Source organism: Listeria monocytogenes, assembly GCF_041765605.1.
Classification (GTDB): Bacteria; Bacillota; Bacilli; order Lactobacillales; family Listeriaceae; genus Listeria; species Listeria monocytogenes_D.
On sequence record NZ_CP168900.1, the window covers coordinates 2,695,851 to 2,712,177 of the forward strand.

30 protein-coding genes are annotated in these 16,327 nt (G+C 35.6%); 5 read left to right on the plus strand and 25 right to left on the minus strand.

The annotated features are described in order from the left end of the window. Positions 1 to 11: 11 nt before the first annotated feature. The 22 genes from AB2Q86_RS13730 to AB2Q86_RS13835 form a co-directional block, all read right to left on the minus strand. Positions 12 to 395 carry a hypothetical protein gene (locus AB2Q86_RS13730; protein ID WP_012582388.1) on the minus strand — a complete coding sequence of 128 codons (384 nt, stop codon included), beginning with the start codon at positions 393 to 395 and terminating at the stop codon, positions 12 to 14. After that, positions 392 to 853, minus strand: coding sequence for a hypothetical protein (locus AB2Q86_RS13735; RefSeq protein WP_012582387.1), 462 nt, complete (start codon positions 851 to 853; stop codon positions 392 to 394). The genes AB2Q86_RS13730 and AB2Q86_RS13735 overlap by 4 nt, the downstream gene beginning before the upstream one ends. Then, entirely contained in the window at positions 850 to 1,023 is a 174-nt protein-coding gene (locus AB2Q86_RS13740) for a hypothetical protein (protein WP_012582386.1), read from the minus strand. The genes AB2Q86_RS13735 and AB2Q86_RS13740 overlap by 4 nt, the downstream gene beginning before the upstream one ends. Beyond that, positions 1,024 to 1,413, minus strand: a complete 390-nt coding sequence (locus AB2Q86_RS13745; protein WP_012582385.1) for a YopX family protein — start codon at positions 1,411 to 1,413, stop codon at positions 1,024 to 1,026. Positions 1,414 to 1,429: 16 nt separating this feature from the next. After that, positions 1,430 to 1,723, minus strand: coding sequence for a hypothetical protein (locus AB2Q86_RS13750; RefSeq protein ID WP_012581477.1), 294 nt, complete (start codon positions 1,721 to 1,723; stop codon positions 1,430 to 1,432). Then, complete coding sequence (locus AB2Q86_RS13755) at positions 1,720 to 1,908, minus strand: hypothetical protein (RefSeq protein ID WP_010991288.1); 189 nt, start codon at positions 1,906 to 1,908, stop codon at positions 1,720 to 1,722. The genes AB2Q86_RS13750 and AB2Q86_RS13755 overlap by 4 nt, the downstream gene beginning before the upstream one ends. Then, the gene (locus AB2Q86_RS13760; RefSeq protein WP_010991289.1) at positions 1,901 to 2,299 is read right to left on the minus strand and encodes a hypothetical protein; all 399 of its coding nucleotides are present in this window, start codon (positions 2,297 to 2,299) and stop codon (positions 1,901 to 1,903) included. The genes AB2Q86_RS13755 and AB2Q86_RS13760 overlap by 8 nt, the downstream gene beginning before the upstream one ends. After that, positions 2,296 to 3,576 carry a DNA (cytosine-5-)-methyltransferase gene (dcm, locus tag AB2Q86_RS13765; protein ID WP_014589047.1) on the minus strand — a complete coding sequence of 427 codons (1,281 nt, stop codon included), beginning with the start codon at positions 3,574 to 3,576 and terminating at the stop codon, positions 2,296 to 2,298. Before dcm ends, AB2Q86_RS13760 begins: the two co-directional genes overlap by 4 nt. Then, on the minus strand, positions 3,573 to 3,854 hold the full coding sequence (locus AB2Q86_RS13770; protein ID WP_014589141.1) for a hypothetical protein: 282 nt from the start codon (positions 3,852 to 3,854) through the stop codon (positions 3,573 to 3,575). Before AB2Q86_RS13770 ends, dcm begins: the two co-directional genes overlap by 4 nt. Before the next feature lie 28 nt (positions 3,855 to 3,882). After that, positions 3,883 to 4,170: a hypothetical protein gene (locus AB2Q86_RS13775; RefSeq protein WP_012582382.1), complete on the minus strand. Its 288-nt coding sequence runs from the start codon at positions 4,168 to 4,170 to the stop codon at positions 3,883 to 3,885. After that, entirely contained in the window at positions 4,167 to 5,087 is a 921-nt protein-coding gene (locus AB2Q86_RS13780) for a DnaD domain-containing protein (protein WP_012582381.1), read from the minus strand. The genes AB2Q86_RS13775 and AB2Q86_RS13780 overlap by 4 nt, the downstream gene beginning before the upstream one ends. A gap of 20 nt (positions 5,088 to 5,107) precedes the next feature. Beyond that, positions 5,108 to 5,923: a recombinase RecT gene (locus AB2Q86_RS13785; protein WP_012582380.1), complete on the minus strand. Its 816-nt coding sequence runs from the start codon at positions 5,921 to 5,923 to the stop codon at positions 5,108 to 5,110. Continuing rightward, positions 5,923 to 6,882, minus strand: coding sequence for a YqaJ viral recombinase family protein (locus tag AB2Q86_RS13790; RefSeq protein ID WP_010991174.1), 960 nt, complete (start codon positions 6,880 to 6,882; stop codon positions 5,923 to 5,925). The genes AB2Q86_RS13785 and AB2Q86_RS13790 overlap by 1 nt, the downstream gene beginning before the upstream one ends. Before the next feature lie 232 nt (positions 6,883 to 7,114). After that, entirely contained in the window at positions 7,115 to 7,303 is a 189-nt protein-coding gene (locus AB2Q86_RS13795) for a gp45 family putative tail fiber system protein (protein WP_003731815.1), read from the minus strand. 15 nt (positions 7,304 to 7,318) lie between these two features. Further along, entirely contained in the window at positions 7,319 to 7,609 is a 291-nt protein-coding gene (locus AB2Q86_RS13800; RefSeq protein WP_003734955.1) for a hypothetical protein, read from the minus strand. A 24-nt stretch (positions 7,610 to 7,633) separates the two neighbouring features. After that, on the minus strand, positions 7,634 to 8,167 hold the full coding sequence (locus AB2Q86_RS13805) for a hypothetical protein (protein ID WP_012582379.1): 534 nt from the start codon (positions 8,165 to 8,167) through the stop codon (positions 7,634 to 7,636). A gap of 124 nt (positions 8,168 to 8,291) precedes the next feature. After that, a complete protein-coding gene (locus AB2Q86_RS13810; protein WP_012582378.1) occupies positions 8,292 to 9,080 on the minus strand; it encodes a phage antirepressor Ant in 789 nt (262 codons plus the stop codon). An 11-nt stretch (positions 9,081 to 9,091) separates the two neighbouring features. Further along, a complete protein-coding gene (locus AB2Q86_RS13815) occupies positions 9,092 to 9,367 on the minus strand; it encodes a hypothetical protein (RefSeq protein ID WP_012582377.1) in 276 nt (91 codons plus the stop codon). 28 nt (positions 9,368 to 9,395) lie between these two features. Next, entirely contained in the window at positions 9,396 to 9,677 is a 282-nt protein-coding gene (locus AB2Q86_RS13820; RefSeq protein WP_012582376.1) for a hypothetical protein, read from the minus strand. Between the two features lie 11 nt (positions 9,678 to 9,688). Next, positions 9,689 to 9,883, minus strand: a complete 195-nt coding sequence (locus AB2Q86_RS13825; RefSeq protein ID WP_003735007.1) for a hypothetical protein — start codon at positions 9,881 to 9,883, stop codon at positions 9,689 to 9,691. A 223-nt stretch (positions 9,884 to 10,106) separates the two neighbouring features. Further along, positions 10,107 to 10,373 carry a hypothetical protein gene (locus AB2Q86_RS13830; protein WP_003727743.1) on the minus strand — a complete coding sequence of 89 codons (267 nt, stop codon included), beginning with the start codon at positions 10,371 to 10,373 and terminating at the stop codon, positions 10,107 to 10,109. A gap of 20 nt (positions 10,374 to 10,393) precedes the next feature. Beyond that, positions 10,394 to 10,627: a helix-turn-helix transcriptional regulator gene (locus tag AB2Q86_RS13835; RefSeq protein WP_012582375.1), complete on the minus strand. Its 234-nt coding sequence runs from the start codon at positions 10,625 to 10,627 to the stop codon at positions 10,394 to 10,396. A gap of 161 nt (positions 10,628 to 10,788) precedes the next feature. Here AB2Q86_RS13835 and AB2Q86_RS13840 point away from each other — a divergent pair, with 161 nt between their 5' ends. The 5 genes from AB2Q86_RS13840 (at position 10,789) to AB2Q86_RS13860 (ending at position 14,446) form a co-directional block, all read left to right on the plus strand. Then, complete coding sequence (locus AB2Q86_RS13840; RefSeq protein ID WP_012582374.1) at positions 10,789 to 11,265, plus strand: helix-turn-helix domain-containing protein; 477 nt, start codon at positions 10,789 to 10,791, stop codon at positions 11,263 to 11,265. 155 nt (positions 11,266 to 11,420) lie between these two features. Further along, complete coding sequence (locus tag AB2Q86_RS13845; RefSeq protein ID WP_012582373.1) at positions 11,421 to 11,588, plus strand: hypothetical protein; 168 nt, start codon at positions 11,421 to 11,423, stop codon at positions 11,586 to 11,588. Positions 11,589 to 11,642: 54 nt separating this feature from the next. Then, entirely contained in the window at positions 11,643 to 12,248 is a 606-nt protein-coding gene (locus AB2Q86_RS13850) for a hypothetical protein (RefSeq protein ID WP_012582372.1), read from the plus strand. A 61-nt stretch (positions 12,249 to 12,309) separates the two neighbouring features. Next, entirely contained in the window at positions 12,310 to 13,185 is an 876-nt protein-coding gene (locus AB2Q86_RS13855) for a hypothetical protein (protein WP_003770015.1), read from the plus strand. Between the two features lie 67 nt (positions 13,186 to 13,252). Beyond that, positions 13,253 to 14,446: a site-specific integrase gene (locus AB2Q86_RS13860; protein WP_012582371.1), complete on the plus strand. Its 1,194-nt coding sequence runs from the start codon at positions 13,253 to 13,255 to the stop codon at positions 14,444 to 14,446. Positions 14,447 to 14,531: 85 nt separating this feature from the next. Here the strand turns inward: AB2Q86_RS13860 and rpsI are convergent, their stop codons facing one another. The 3 genes from rpsI to truA form a co-directional block, all read right to left on the minus strand. After that, positions 14,532 to 14,924, minus strand: a complete 393-nt coding sequence (gene rpsI, locus AB2Q86_RS13865) for a 30S ribosomal protein S9 (RefSeq protein ID WP_003726075.1) — start codon at positions 14,922 to 14,924, stop codon at positions 14,532 to 14,534. A 21-nt stretch (positions 14,925 to 14,945) separates the two neighbouring features. Beyond that, entirely contained in the window at positions 14,946 to 15,383 is a 438-nt protein-coding gene (gene rplM, locus AB2Q86_RS13870; RefSeq protein ID WP_003727703.1) for a 50S ribosomal protein L13, read from the minus strand. A 194-nt stretch (positions 15,384 to 15,577) separates the two neighbouring features. Further along, positions 15,578 to 16,324, minus strand: coding sequence for a tRNA pseudouridine(38-40) synthase TruA (gene truA, locus AB2Q86_RS13875; protein WP_012582370.1), 747 nt, complete (start codon positions 16,322 to 16,324; stop codon positions 15,578 to 15,580). Positions 16,325 to 16,327 lie beyond the last annotated feature (3 nt).

Below are 16,327 nucleotides of genomic sequence, written 5' to 3' on the forward strand. Positions count from 1 at the left end.
AGCTCCTCTCTTTAGTTGTTGTATTTGCCATTAAAAGCTGTGTAACTGTTTAACAATTCGTCAGCTTCTTTGTATAGTTTCTTACTGTAGTCAGAACGATTTTCGTTTAATTCGGTCACAGTGAAGCAAAGACCTGTTTTAATAAAATCCCCCGGTTTTACAGTCCTAAATAAACGTCCTCCGCTTGAGCATAGCAGAACTACTTCTTGACTCGTGTCGTAAATCTGCACAACCACGCCATAGACTGTGATTATGCCTCCCTTTTCTTTTATCTCATCTCCGATTCGCAAATCCCTCAAGGCTCTTTTGTTTTTATACCTATCAAAAATAAAGATTAAGATTAAAGTAAAGATACTTGCTACAGCTAATATCCCTATAGATGCTAAAATACTCATTCCGCCACCTCTTCGAAACTTCTAATATCAATTTCTTCCACCATTTCAATCTTAAAACATGATGGTAAATAATCTCGTTGTTTAGCCCATTCATATATCAAATCTGATAATTGTTCTTTATGTTCTTGAGTTACGTCATTCAAATATTCCTCCCCGCACTCCCCAACTTCGTCATAAACGCATTGAGCTATATTTTCAAGCAAAGTATCTACTTCGGTAGGAAATTCGACTTCTTCTATTTGACCAACGAAAAATGTATAAATGTTTTCATGTTCACATGGATATAGGTTTAATCCATCGGATAAATCATAATCTCTGCGTTGTTTATTATCTAAACTATTGTATTCAGTTAACAACTCAATTCCATAAAATATGGCTTCTTCATTTGTATCAAAATATTCGCAAGCTTCCCATCTGTCGCCGTCTGTGCCATTTAACATCCATTGTCCGTGTTTCATTCCGTTCCCTCCAATAAATCCGGATTTACTTCCAAAATAGTGGATTCGTGCACAGGCGGATACATCAAGTCTCCGTCAACAATCAAATCGTATTTAGCTTCTCCACACTCGCACGTACCGCAAAATATGATATATCTTGTGTGCTTCTCTAATGCTTCTCTTAACGTCATTTACTGTTCCTCCAATAATTCCGGATTTTCTTCCACATTTCCAACAACTTCAATATTGCTAACTTCGTTCAACTGATATAGTCGTTGATTCTTGCGATCATTCACTGCCCACATATATTCGATGAACTCAATAAGACCAGTAATTTTTTTGTCGAAAAACTGACAAGTTGCAATGTCCTTTTCAAATATTTTATTGTTGTGAATGTCTTGCCTTTCTGTATATTGCATCAGTACGGCATCATCAAAGCTGTACCAGTCGACGCACAGCGTACATTTCGCATTACCACAACCGCTCACACCTACAGCTTCTGTTTCGTTAAAGCACAAATCAGTGACTGGAAGCATTTTCTTAGTTTCTTTTACAAACGCTCTATATTCAATGTCTCTCATTATTCGCCCTCCAATCTCAAATTAAATCAGCATCAATTAGTAAAATCGTTTCATTGGAAGTTTCATAAAACCCTTGTTTTATTTCTTCCTCTGTTTCATATTCTTGCAAGGATGACATGAAGAGTTTCAGCGCTTTTTGCTCTGTTAATTCTGTAGTGATGAATTTTGTCATCAGTCCTGATATTGCAAATTCTTCTTCGCGAGCAGCAACATCACGTTTATAGATAAAATCAGCTTGTTTTTTGCTTTCTGCTTTAATTAGCGCATAATATTCGTTTTCTTCTCGTGTGTATTCGAAGTATTTGCTCATGCTTCAGCCTCCACTTCTACTAAACTGATTTCTACTATTTCGTCAGAACCATTTAAAGCACAGTTATTTTCTGCTGTTTCTCGGTTTACAAATAAGCAATCTTTAGACAGATTAGCATCATACCAACTGTGTGGAAAATGTTTGTACAAGCCATCTTGCTTGATTGCATACAAGTTTTTACTCATTGTCTTCACCCTCCACTTCCTCCAAGTAATCCTCAAGTCTGTATTCTTTAGCTTCCGAATCGTCCATCCAGCCGTCATCACCATTTAGTCGATAATAAAATACTACCGGTTGCTCTTCATAACAATTTCCACAGAATAAATCTTCACGTACTTTTAATAAATATGAGCCTTCTTCAATTTCTTGTTTGCACATTGTACAGATAACAGATTCTTGTTTTGTCGCGCTTTCGTCTAAAATCAATTCCTCTCTACTGCAAAACACCAAATCGCTAAATCCAAAATCAACCGCGCACTCCATTTCTGGTGGTCTAAAATCGTTAATGCTAACTACCTTCCCAATAACATTTTTATCTTTAATCCAAGTAACTTTATCTCCTACTTTGAAATTCATGCTTGTTCCTCCTTAAATAATTTCGCTATTTTCCAAATTACATTCTCTGTAACGCTATTTCCTGATTGTTTATATAATTGACTATTGCTATTTACTTCTGCTGCTCGATCAAATGCCCAATCCGGAAATCCTTGAAGGCGCCAGCACTCACGAGGTGTTAGTTTTCGAATTCTGAAATTACCTTTCTGTAATAAATTATTTTCTTGCCAACTACTTGATGATAATGTAGGCGCTATGTCGTGTTTTCCTCCCTTGTTATAGCCACGCGCTTTTTGAATAATGGCTACTTTTTGACCTTCGCCTTTATTTGTTGTTAATGTTGGCGCTAACCCTTCACTTGAATAAACTTCACCATTCATCCCTCTTTTACTAGGATTCACATTTCCGACTATTGCTATTTTTGGCTCTTGTCCACCGCCTTGCATCGTCGTCAAAGTTGGAGCCAAACCTTTTTCGCTATAAATACGGTTACTTTGCTCTCGTCCTGATCCTTCCAGTTCACCAAACACAATGATTCCGTGCTGATCTTGAGCGGTTAAAGTGAACGCTGGCTCACCTAGTGTTTTAAACCTTCGTCCATTTTGCCTTTTTATAATTCTATCTGGTGTTAAAACTGGCATTACTTGCTCGCTTTTCCTTGTCGTTTCAATATATGTGCCTTCTCGTTGACTGTATGGGTATCGGGCAGTAAGCGTGTTTGCAATGACTCTGCTTTCATCAGCCGTTCTAGATGCTTCTGCGAGAGGAAATATTTCTCGTCCACCTGCTCCTCTAAGATGTCCGATAATGAACACGCGTTCTCTGTTTTGTGGGACTCCGAAATCTTTGCTGTTAAGAATCTGCCATTCCGCATCGTACCCCAGTTCATGAAGCGCGGTAAGGATTGTAGCGAACGTTTCTCCTTTGTTGTGCGATAGTAACCCTTTAACGTTTTCAAGGAATAAATAGCGTGGTTGGATTTGTTTAGCTGCTCTAGCAATTTCAAAGAACAAAGTTCCTCGAGTTTCTTCGAAGCCCAGTCGCTTTCCTGCGATTGAGAATGATTGACAAGGAAATCCTCCGCAAATAATGTCAACTGTTCCGCGCAACGTTCTCCACTCCTCATCTGTAACTTTTGTGATGTCTTCACGTGTCCACTCTCCTTCCGTATCGTGAATTGCTTGGTAACTCTTTCGTGCGAATTTATCAATTTCAACATAGCCCACGCACTCATGTCCGGCGCGTTCCATACCTAAACGAAATCCGCCAATACCTGCAAACAGATCTAAAAACTTCACTTTCTAGCCTCCTTCTGTTCTTCCGTAAGCCTTTGAGTAAGCGATAACACGTACTTTCGTTCTACCGTCTCGCATAAATTCAGACTAGCTCTATACCTAATTTCGTTAAATTTCATGTTTGTAACTGGTTTTGCGTCATCATAAATCGTTAAAGTTTTGTCTTTGAACATAGCAGGATTTCGCAAAATAAATCTATACATTTTTGTAATATGATTATAGTGTCGAATTTCCGACGGCTTCCCTCCAAGCCTTGACACGTGCCAATAGTATTTCCCCAAGAAATTTCATCCTTTCTAACTTCATAACTCATAAATTCTTAATCTCTTCTAACTTTTCAATCAGTTGTTCGGGCGTTAAATTTCTAAGAACATCGTTTGTTACAGATGTGCTGTATTCCAACTCCCAATTCTTGTCATTTATAAATTGAATAACCGCAAGTTCGACGCCGGGGCCCATATATTCCTTGATTACACTAGCGCCATACCCATTTTTAAAACGATAAATAGTTTGCCCAATTCCAAATTGATTATTTTCCTCATGTTCTAAAATGTGCTCGTTGATGTATTCTTTGTATTCATTTGTGATTGTTTTCATGCCTTGGCCTCCAATTCGTCGCCTCTTCCAAGTTTTCGCATTACCTCTTCATAAGCTTTTTTCTTCTCTTCTCGCTCTTCTTCCGTCATCTCTGGCTGTTTAGGCGCTTCTTGCTGCTCTTTGTCGAACCAATCTGGCAATATTTCTTGTTTAACTGGCTTGTTGTATTTGTTGAACGGCTTGTTGAATTTCTGCTCAATTTCTATCTGTCGTTGTTTTTCCGCTGCATCAACATCAGCTATTGTTTTAAATCCTCTGCTTTCCCAGTTTTTGAGAATTTTATTAACATAGGCGTAATTTCGTTTGTTAGCTCCTTGTTCTGATGTAACTTCCAAAGCCTTCATGACAATTTCTCGATTACCATCAAAATCATCTACCCAAGCAAGCAGTTTTTCCATTTCAACTGGAAGCATCATTCCGAATCCATTTTGTTCCCAAAAATCCTTGAAATTTAAATCGCTGTTGTTGTTGTTTTTATTACATTCTTTAGTTCTTACATTCTTGTTAGTTGTTAGCTGTTTGTTAGCTGTTTGCGAGTCGTTTGTTAGCTGTTTGTTAGCAAGTGTGTTAGATTTATTTTCCGAGTCTTGATAAACGCCCCAGTTCACTATGTTTATAAGGGTGTTTACCTTTGTTGATTCCTTTGTTAGAAATCCGTAATTTTCAAATCTTTTTAGAGCTGTCCTGACATTTTGCGAAGAGATACCTTTGCCGCATTCCTCCGTAATTGACTTAATACTTGTGACGAATTCACCTGGTTTTGCTTTGAAAGGTTTCCCCATCCACTCCCACTCGTTTTCCTTGTGATTTGCCATCATTAACAAAGTCACAAGGATGGTTTTTTGCTCGGGTGTAGAGCTTCTCCATATAGGCTTTTCTTTCAAATCTCTATGCAATTTAACCCACCCATGTGACATGCTTCTTTTCTCCTTTCAAATTAGATCATTGACCCTTGAACTACCGAGCCAGCTTCTAACGTGTCAGACGGCGTTATAGGCGCCTCTATAATGTCCGGTATTGATTCATCGTCTGTAACGTCTTTTCGTTCTCTAGGCTCTGCTTCGTCCTCTGTAACCGCTGTTTGCATATCAATGGATAAAATCCCCCACTTGCTTAACATGTTTCTAAGAACAGTTTTTTTAGCCATTGCATCGTAGTCTTTTTTCCATCCAAAATCCGATTTACTAAATTTCTGTTTATGCGCTTCTATTTCTTTACGAGTCCAATAGACCGTTTTTTCAAAGCCATTAATTAACTGGAAATAGCCACAGTAGCCAACAACTTTTTCACTTGTATTGTTGTCTAAATCTAGTTCGATTTCTTCGGTAAGTCGGTTCCATTTCAGTAGCTCACCTTCGCGCACTTCGATAACATTAATGCTTTTATATTGTCCTGTGCGTAGTGCTAACTGGATGTATCCTTTATAACCAAGTTGAAACTGTGCTCTGCCTTTATAAGGAACAATCCACGCATAACCTAAATTTTTGTCGATTGGTAAATCTAGTGTTGCAGCAACCATGGCGGAAGTAACAACTGTCATCGGGTCAGTTTTTTGTAAATAGTCGTCGCCATTATAAAGATTTAAAAGGGAAGTTAAAAATTGAGGCGCTTTTTTATCTAGTACCTTTTCGAATTTCTTGCGCATTGTCGGTGCTTCTAGCAAACCTTTTAAGTCTAATGATTGTGCGCTTGCTACTTGCCCTCCATTTTGTTTATTTGCTAATTGATTTTTTAATTCATCGTTAGTTGCCATTATTTATTCTCCTTCACTGCAAATTTTCTATAACTAGTTTCTTTACGTAATTTTTTGTAAATGTCTGGATGTTCTTCTTTTAAACGTTTAGTGTCTACTCTTGAAGTAATAACAGGCTTCCAAGTAATCGTAAATTCGTCTGCGATGGCTGTTTCAGCTTCTTTTAAATCATTCTTGATATTATTATCAATTTCTTTCTTTCGTGTCTCTAAAAGCTTTATATCGCGTTCTAAATTTGCTCTTTCAGCCAAAAATTCGTTGTATTTTTTTGATAAAATAACTTGTTTAGCTTCTGACTTAGCAAAACGATCTTTTAAATATTTTTCTGCGGCACTTGAACCGTCTAGCGCCGGCGCTACATGTCCTTTTACGTTCGTTTCCCAAAAATCTAACTCAAAAGCAATTATTTGATTGATTAACTCGTCATCGCGTTCAATTTCTTTCCAAATAAATTTATTTCCTCCAATTAGAACAGCTACATAGGCTTTGCTTTTACCTGTGACCGCTAAATAGTGTTGTATTTGCACTAGATAAGTCGCTGGTACTTCGTCAGCTTCCCATTCCTTTGCTAAGTATGCTGATGCTGTTTTACATTCCAAAATAGCGTCTTCACCAACCACAAACCTATCAACGTTTGCCAACATAAAATCATGCTCTGGATGTTGATACATCATGTTGCTACGTCTTACTTTCTTTCCAGTTCGCTTTTCGAATTCTTTTGCGACAACTTCTTCCATTTGATTGCCCCAGTATGCGGCTTCTCCCGCTGATTCATCTGGTAAAACTTGGTCTGTCTTATCTAGCCACAGCTCAAATGCTGTTTTGTACTGATTTAATCCCATGATGATTCCCGCATCGCTTCCGCCAATGCCTAAACGTCGAGTTAGCAACCATTGCGTTCTATCCATGTCTTTTACACTCGCTAAGATGTTCATTGTCTTTTCTTTTGCAATAGCCATATATGTTACCTCCATTGATTTTTTAATGGACCTGAGGTATAATTTTGTTAAGGTAATATCTCAAATCCTTAAAGCGCGCACTGCTATGCGTGCTTTTTTAATGTCTAAAATCATCGTTCCAAAGATCATCAACCACAAGTGGATTCTCAACCATGTTTATCACTTCCTCTCAGCCAGTAGCCTGCAATTAGCGACATAAACGACACGAAAATCATTACCATAAATACATCCATTATCTTGTGACCTCCTCGTAGCCTTTTAACTTCAACTCTTCGATATAGTCCGCCATGTTGTCGCAACCTGTTTCGTTAAGCGGTATTTTCTGCTGAAATGCCGGATTAGCAATCATTTTTGTTCTGCTATTTGTGTGAATTTCGCTATCACCGAAATTTGTTGTCTTTCTGAAAACTCTTTCTGTCATTGTTGTAGTCCTCCTTCAAGCCATATTTTTTGTGTTTTCTTCAATCCAAGTGAAAACTAAATTCCGTGGATATCTAGATTGCAAATGCTTAAACTTTGGAAATCCTTCTTTTTTTACAATCGTCGAACTAACATAAGACGTTGTGCAAGAAAATATTTCTGCTAAATGTTTGTTTGTTAGCAGTTCGGGATACTCCATGAACGACTTGCGTCCATCGGCTACGCCTTCTTTATATGCTTTATCAGCAACTGCTTTAAAAATTGGCATTAACATTTCCGCGTCTTTCTTCGCTAAGGATATATCCATTTAACTCTCTCCTTTGTTAAACTATTATTTATTCCGGCTTTGTATTAAGCCCTCTTTTTGGTAAAATTTATCTCTCTTTTCTAAAATTTGCTGTAAATCTATACTGAAAGTTTTTGCAATACTTGTGTTTAGTGTTAAGGCAGTTGCAATCACGTCTGCAATTTCTGCAATAGCTTGTTTAGCTGCTTCTCGTTGTAACATGTCACCTTTTCTTAAATTGAACGTCATCGTCTCTAAGCCGTTTTTCAGCGTGTTTATTGCTTCCTCAACTTCTAGTTCAAAGCGATTAGTTAAAGAAGCGTGATGGTTGTCTAAGCCATCAAGTAAAGGCGGTATCATTCCGTTTGAAAATTCATGTGCGAATAAATAGGTGCTTTCTGGTTCGTTGTAGCTATCAATTAACTGTTCTGCTTGTTCAAGTGATACCGTCCGCTTGCCTTTCAGCTGATTACTTATTAGTGCTGGCGTTACATAACTATCTATCGCTAGCTCTTTTTGCGTGCGAGTTTCTGCTAAAACTTGCATCGCGGCTGTTGCTGATATTGATTTTTGAAACATAATATCTCAATCCTTTTTTGTTATTTTTTTAGCGACAAATTAACAACTTATCGTTATATACTATTGTTAGTCGCTCCCCGTGACTGTGAGTTGTCTGTATAAGCGTCGTTGTGGTAGGCGGCGCTTAAATTATGACTTGATTCTGTTCTTCTAATAATTTATTTAATAGATATACTTGCCCTTTTCCTGTTATTGTTGGCGTGTAGGTTGTTATCATTAAGCCGTTTCTATCTGTATGAATATGTGTTTTTTGTTCGAACAATCCTAAATTCATTGCCTTTTGTGACGGTTTGTTATAATAAGCCCCTTTATTTAGCAAATAACCGCTTCCTCTCAGCCATTCGAAAAGCCTATTTTGTCCTATATCTAATCCTTTTTGTTTCAGAATAGTAGCTAAATCTTTTACTAAAATCGTGTTCTTACTCGTTTGTACAGCCTCCGCAAAAACTACTTTCGGCTTTTGTTCTTCAATTTGTTTTAATGCTTCTTGTTTCTCTTGTTGTTCCTCAATCCATTTTTTAGCTCTAGCAACTGGGTCATCTATCATATATGAAAATGTTGGATATTCAGTTGCTAATTTCCTCGCTTGTTTTTCTACTTCAATGAAATATTTTCTAATTGATCGACCTTGTTCCGTATTCTCTACCATCGCCAATTCTTTTCCAGAGTCGAGAGTAAAGATATAATCTATTGATGTAGTGCCACCTATCGCTCGTTTCTCATTTTTGAGAAGTGAGAAAAAATCTTCATTTTCTACAAATCCGTATTGGCGAATTCGTCTTTTAATCCAATCAGCGAATTTAGTTGTAGTCATTAGTTTTTCATGCAATGCTCTAGCGTTTACAAATTTTTCACCTTTTTCATTTTCAAGGACTGGCAACATATCATTTGCAATTACTTGTAAATTTGACATTTTACAACCCCCTATTTAATTGGTAAATAATATATGTCTTCTAAAGCTTGTTTTAAACTTTCTTTGTCTAAATGTCCTAAAACATCATTAGTTATCGGCGTATCATAATCAATATCCCAATTTTCGTTTGAGAAAGATATAACCGCTAATTCTAGCCCGTAAGTATAAGGACCTAAAATAACGCTCGCTCCATAATTATTTGGAAATTTATATAATATCTGTTCGTTAAAAAAATTTTCGTTTTTATTGTTGATAACGTATTCTTTAAATTCTTCGATAATAATCATTTTTCTTCCTCCTAAATTATGATTTTTATTATTTTCCAGACCATATTAGTCTTCGCATTTCTTCGCTGATCGTGAATGGATGATATTTAACTTGAACAACTGGCAACGAACCTGCTTTTAAATCTAGCTTCACCGCTGTGATTCCTTTTCCTAATTGCTTTCCATTAATTTCTAATAGTCCATAACAACAATTTCTATCTCCTTGCATCTCAATATTTAACGATTTCAAGTTTTCTGGTAGTATGTTTTTGGTTTTAAAAATCAAATCTTTTTCTTCACTTCTTTTCTTACTCAAATATCTTATGTTCATTTTCTACCCTCCTATTTTCTTTTGCCCAAATCGCCGTTAGTTTTTTCCGATAATCTACTAGCTAATGAATTAATTTCTGAATAAAGTTCCGGCAAAATACTTAAATCGCTAAAATCTTCGCCAGTTATACTTAATTCAATGGTGAGTACTGACTCTTTTCTATTTCTCTTAGTTAGGAAAGAGTTTGTAAATGCAATTTTTTTCATTTTCTAGCCTCCTATTTTGATTACTCTCCAATCTGCTATAATTAGTTTGATTGGAGGTGATATTATGATTAAAGTTTCGCTAATTGAAGAAGGGAAAGTTCTTCAAAATATGGAACTCTATTATTTACCTAGAAAAGGTGACGTCATTTCAAGTACCAATATAAAAGCACCGCATTACCTAGTTAATGTAGTAGAACATGTAGATGGTCACGAACTGGTAAATTTACATGTCCAGGAATTCGCGAATCAAGTTGTCGCAGGCGATGAGATTAACGGTTTCCGAAATAATCGATGAATCTATTGTTTTAATCCAATATGCATTTTTAATTGTTTCGCTATCTAAGTACACTGCTTGTTTGGTAAGCACAATAACTTTTTGTCCACCTTGATAAGTTACATAACCCTTCCTAACAAGCAGTGTGCCTTCAGTTGTTTCCTCAATTCTTCCAACTACTCGTCCCGCAATTTCTAAAATGTCTCCTACTTTCATTTTCTAGCCTCCTATTTTTGTTAATTTTTAATTAAGATACATTTTGTATCATTAATATCCAAAAAAATATCTGGAAAAATTTCTTCCATATTAGAATTTAAAGCTTTTGAAATTTTCACCGCTGTATTTATACTTGGATCTCTCTCTCCATTCTCAAGCTTTCTTATAGAGATTTCCGCCAACCCCACAGCAATCCCTAACTCCTTTTGAGTCAAGCCAGCTTTATTTCTTTTTTCTTTAAAAGATAATCTCACTTTTAATCACCTCTTTTCGATACATTTTGTATCTGATACATATAATATACATGATACTTTTTGTATCGTCAAGTCTTTTAGATACATTTTGTATATTTTTACTCAAAAAGATACCTTTAGTATCTAATTCGTGTTAATATTTTTTAAAGGCGGTGTGAAAAATGTTTGGCAACAGACTTAAACAATTAAGAAAAAATAATAATAAAACGCAAGAAGATATTTCAAAAATATTAGGAATTTCCAGAGGAGCTTACTCGCATATTGAAAATGGTAGAAATGAGCCAGACATGGAAACGATAGTTAAATTGGCGAATATTTTTGGAGTTTCAACTGATTATTTGCTAGGTAGAAGTAATAACGGTTTTATCGACACAATCGCCGCTCACATCGATTCAAACGCAACAGAAGAGGAAATGGAGGAAATTCTCGCTTATATAGAAGAAAAAAGAAAAAAATATGCTAATGAAGAGGAAATAGACATCACAGATATTGCAGCAAAAAAAGATGCTGACGTGGCAAAGTTCGTAGAGGAAAATCCAGATTTTAAAGCAGTTGCTGCACGTGTCATGAACGATGAGGAGGCTGTTAAAGCGGTCAAAACATTTATTGAATATTACGAGCAACAAAAAAAGAAGTAATGTGTAATTTATTTACTATTAAGCTACTTGACTTGTAACTTAATTACTTGTTATTGAAGTTAATTATTAACATTGTGTGAAAACGTGATATATTCCACAAAAATTATGTATAATGTAAGTGCAACGTTGCAATAAAATCAACGGGGTATAAATACATGAAAAAACTAGATGAACTGAACATGCAACATGATGTAGTGATACTAGAACACGAATTTACTTCTTGTTCATTCACTTTAAAAAAGGAAGTTTTCATAGTTATTGATAGTAGATTAAGTCAAAGCGAAAAGTTAGAAGATGTCGCAAGGCTTTTGAATAAAATATAACTATGTAACCAGTTCGCGGCCGCGGGTTGGTACATATAAAAAGGAGATAACGGGATGAGTAAGTATAGTTACTTGTTAAAAAAATGGTGGTTTTGGGTGATTTTTTTATTGGTTATCATCGGCATTGTTTCTTTATTTTGGTATACACAAGTTTATACTTCCGAATGGGGAAAAGGGTTATCAAAGGAAGACAAAGAGGTATTGGAAAAGGCAAATAAGTCAACAAACGAATTTAATAAATTTGCAAAAGAAGCTAACTCGGGCATCAAATCGTTTAATAACGATGTAACAATTGATCCGCAAATAGTAATTAATCCTTTTACTAAAATGGGAGATAATATTACCGAAAGATCAGACGACTTTATTAAACATTACGATGAATATTCTATCTCAATCCAAAATATCTTAAAAGATGATTATAATAATATAAAAAAACTTAGAGATGACGTTGTTGCACAACAGGAAGAAATTAAAAGTATTTACTCAAATGCTCATAATTATAACAGAGAATTATCCACTGTTGAATCTAAAATAGTAGAAAATATATATCAAGAAATGCATAAAGAACAAAAAGAAAGCTTAGGATTAAAAAATCATGAATTCAAAAAAAATGCTGAGTTCAGTGATAAAGCAATAAAATTAATGTCTGGCGTTGATTAAAAGATAACTCCGCACCTTTTTTATTCAAAATATGAAAAATAATTAACAGGGAGACTAAATCATGAAAAAAGGGATTGTTTTATTAACAGGTTTTTTATTAGCTTTTAGTATTATCTTGGTCGGTTGCGGAAATGAAAAAAACGATATACAAGTAACGGATACTAATGATAAATCAAATTTCAAAGAGTCTGAGAAAGAAAAGTTCACTCCTAAAGAGTTTGAAAGCTATTACGAGTCGACAGGCTATTTGTATGTTAATATTATTAATTCGATGACGGATGAAGATTTGCAAGGCGTAAATGAATTAAACAATAAGTTAGCACAGCAATTAGATGAGATAGAAACATTGATGAATAATAAGAGTATTGATAGTTCATTTAAAGTTGACTTAAATAACTATTTAAATAATCTTACTGACTTTAAACAAAACATAGAAAACTCTAATTACGATTCTGTTTCTGATATAAGCTATAGAATCGGCGCTAGTGTAAAAGCTTTAGCAGATAACCACTATAACGAGAATCTTCCAGCTGCCGTAAATACGTTTATTGAAGAAAGAGAAAAAGCCCAAACAAAAAAAGAATACAGTGTTGGAGATAAACAAACACTTGGTGGTATTACGGTTACGCTTGTGTCAGCCACTAAAACTTCTGAAAGAAACCAATTCGATGAGACTAAACCCAAAAATGTGATTAAGGTCAGCTATAAGGTTGAAAACAATTCAGGAAATGAATACTATGTCAATTCTGATATTGATGTATATGACTCTAACAGCACTATGGGCACAAGATATCCACTTGATAACACCACCGGGAAAATATTAAATGGGAAAAATATGAATGCAGAATATTATGCTGGAGTTGACGAAGGCGGAAACATTGAAATTGTTTTCAATTTATTTTCAGATGCGAGTTTAACTTTCCATGCAAAAATTTAAAAGAGAGCCTCCGGGCTTTTCTTTTTTACCGAAAAAAGAACGTATGTGCGAAAGGAGATATTTTGATATGGCTACAATACAATCATATATAACAAAATCTGGCGAAAGATTTTTTTATCAGATTTACGAAGGCGTCGATCCAAAAACAAGAAAACCTATATTCAAAAAGAAAAGAGGTTTTTTAACTGAATTAGATGCTCGATTAGCGGCTAAAAATTATGAGGATAACGCTGGGGAAGAGAAAAAAATAGTCGATTATTCTAAATTAACTTTTTTAGATGTATATAATGAATGGTGGAAATTGACTTCAATAGGTTTAAAAATAAGTACAGTTGCAACATATGAATCATTATTTAAGAATCATATATTGCCTGTTTTAGGAATGTGGTCTATTCAGAGCATAACAAAAAAAGATGCTCAAACATTTATTACTGACTTAATGGCTCTAGTTAATGATCCAGATATTGAACTTTCTCGTTCTACAGTGCAAAATATTAAAATCAAAACAGCACAAGTCTTTAAATATGCAACGGAAATGGACTATGTAGATAAAAACGCATTTGAATTTGTAGTAGTTCCGAGATCGTTTGACGATTTGTACGCAATGGATGATGAAGAACAACAACGAGATTTTTGGTATCGAGATGAATTGTTAACTATGCTGAATTATTTTAAAGAAGAGTGCGAAAACAACGTTTATATGCTATTTAGATTACTTGTTTTTTCAGGTGCGAGAAAAGGAGAAATTTTAGCATTAAAAATTTCAGATGTTAACTTCGATAGAAGCGGAATCCATATAAGAAAAACTCTTTTTTATAAAAAGGGATATCACTTATTAAAAACTAAAAATTATAAAACAAGATTTATCCCACTCGACGACATTACAATCCATGAATTAAATAAACATATTGCTAACTTAATTGATACTACTAAAATATTAGCTGCTGAAAATATAAAATTTAATAATGATAACTTCTTGTTTCCTCGCTCTAATGGAGAACCTCAACGACTAGCAATGCCAAATGATGAACTAAATAAATTGTATAAAAAGCACCCAGATCTTTTAAAATTAAAAATTCATTCATTTAGACATTCGTACGCCTCTGCTCTTTTTGCCGAAGGGAAGCCCGCTAAAAAAGTTCAAGCTTTACTTGGACACAAATCAATCAAAGAAACTATGGATACTTATACGCACGTAATTTTAGATTATTATGATCCAGAAATAGAAAAAGACACCCTCCCGTTGTATAATTTCATCTAACTATGCCAAAAATTATGCCAAAACTAAAAAATCAACAAAAAAAGCATTCCCCTTCGAAAAAGGAAATGCTTTGAAACGTTGATAATTAACGTTTTGAGAACTGAGGTGCACGACGTGCGCCCTTCAATCCGTATTTTTTACGTTCTTTCATACGTGGGTCACGAGTAAGTAGGCCAGCAGATTTAAGTGCTGGGCGGTACTCAGGAGCCACTTGTAATAGTGCACGAGCTACACCATGACGGATAGCACCGGCTTGACCAGTGTAACCACCACCGTGAACGTTTACTAGTACATCATAGTTACCTAAAGTTTCTGTAGCTACTAAAGGTTGTTTGATAACTTCACGAAGAGCTGCAAATGGGATGTAATCTTCCCAGTCTCTATTGTTAATAACGATTTTGCCGTCGCCTGGTACTAAACGTACGCGAGCTACAGAGCTTTTACGACGACCAGTTCCGTAATATTGTACTTGAGCCACTTAGTATTCCTCCTTTATTAATTAACCGCGTAATTCGTATACTTCTGGTTGTTGAGCTGCATGTTCGTGCTCAGATCCACCATATACGTGTAATTTTTTGAATAATTGACGTCCAAGAGAATTTTTTGGAAGCATACCTTTGATAGATAGTTCTAATAATTTCTCAGGATTGTTTGTACGCATTTCGCCTGCAGTACGAGATTTCAAACCGCCTGGATATTGAGAGTGACGGTAGTAAATTTTGTCAGTAGCTTTTTTACCAGTAAGACCAATCTTACCAGCGTTGATGATGATTACAAAGTCTCCAGTGTCGATATGTGGAGTAAATTGTGGTTTGTTTTTTCCGCGAAGAATTGAAGCAACTTCACTGGATAAACGTCCTAAAGAAACACCAGTAGCGTCGATAACGTACCATTTACGTTCTACTTCGCCGGGTTTCGCCATATAAGTTGTACGCATGAATTACCCTCCTAAATAAATTGAAACAAATTAGCTCCCGAAAACTGTTCCTAATTCCCGAAATGCTATTCTATATTTTTATTGTTTAAACACAACAACCTTCCGGGGCTTATTGTGGGGCAAACAATACCATAGTCCATAATACAGTTTTTGGAGCAAAAAGTCAATGCGTTCTGTAAAAAAACATCCAATTTTTATTCGTAGTCCACTCGCCATAAATATAACCCTTGTGGCGGCGCTGTTTTACTAATTAATTTTTGCCGGTCACGTGCTAATAAAGCCTTCGAAATATCATCCGGAGAGATTCGACCTTGCCCTGCATCGAGCAGAGTTCCAGTCAAAATTCGCACCATATTATACAAAAAGCCATTGCCTTGAAAAGCAATCACTAACGTCTCGTCGTCCTCTTCATAAAAATCAATACTATAAAGCGTCCGGACTTTAGAATCGCGCTCCGTTCTCGCCGAACAGAAGCTAGTAAAATCATGCTCGCCAATCAGGCGTTTACTCGCCAACTTCATTTTTGAAATATCCAGTTCATATGGATAATGTAGCGCAAAATCCCGACTAAAAGGATCAAAAATTTTCGTCCGCTTTACCACATAACGATATTCTTTTCCAACTGTGCCAAATCTAGCGTGGAAATCATCCGGTACTTCTTCCACGGTTAAAAAGCTAATATCAAACGGAGTCATGACTTGCAAAGCTTTTTGAAATTTTTCGGCAGTGATATCAAGTTCCGAATCGAAATGAATAACCTGACCTTTCGCATGAACACCAGTATCTGTTCTTCCTGATGCTGTAATCCGCACAGTTTTGCCTTTATGCATTTTTGTCAATGCTTTTTCAATTTCCGCTTGGACCGTCCGTGTATTCGGCTGCACCTGATAGCCATAAAACCCGCTGCCATCATAAGAAATTATTGCTTTATATCTTGTCATTCA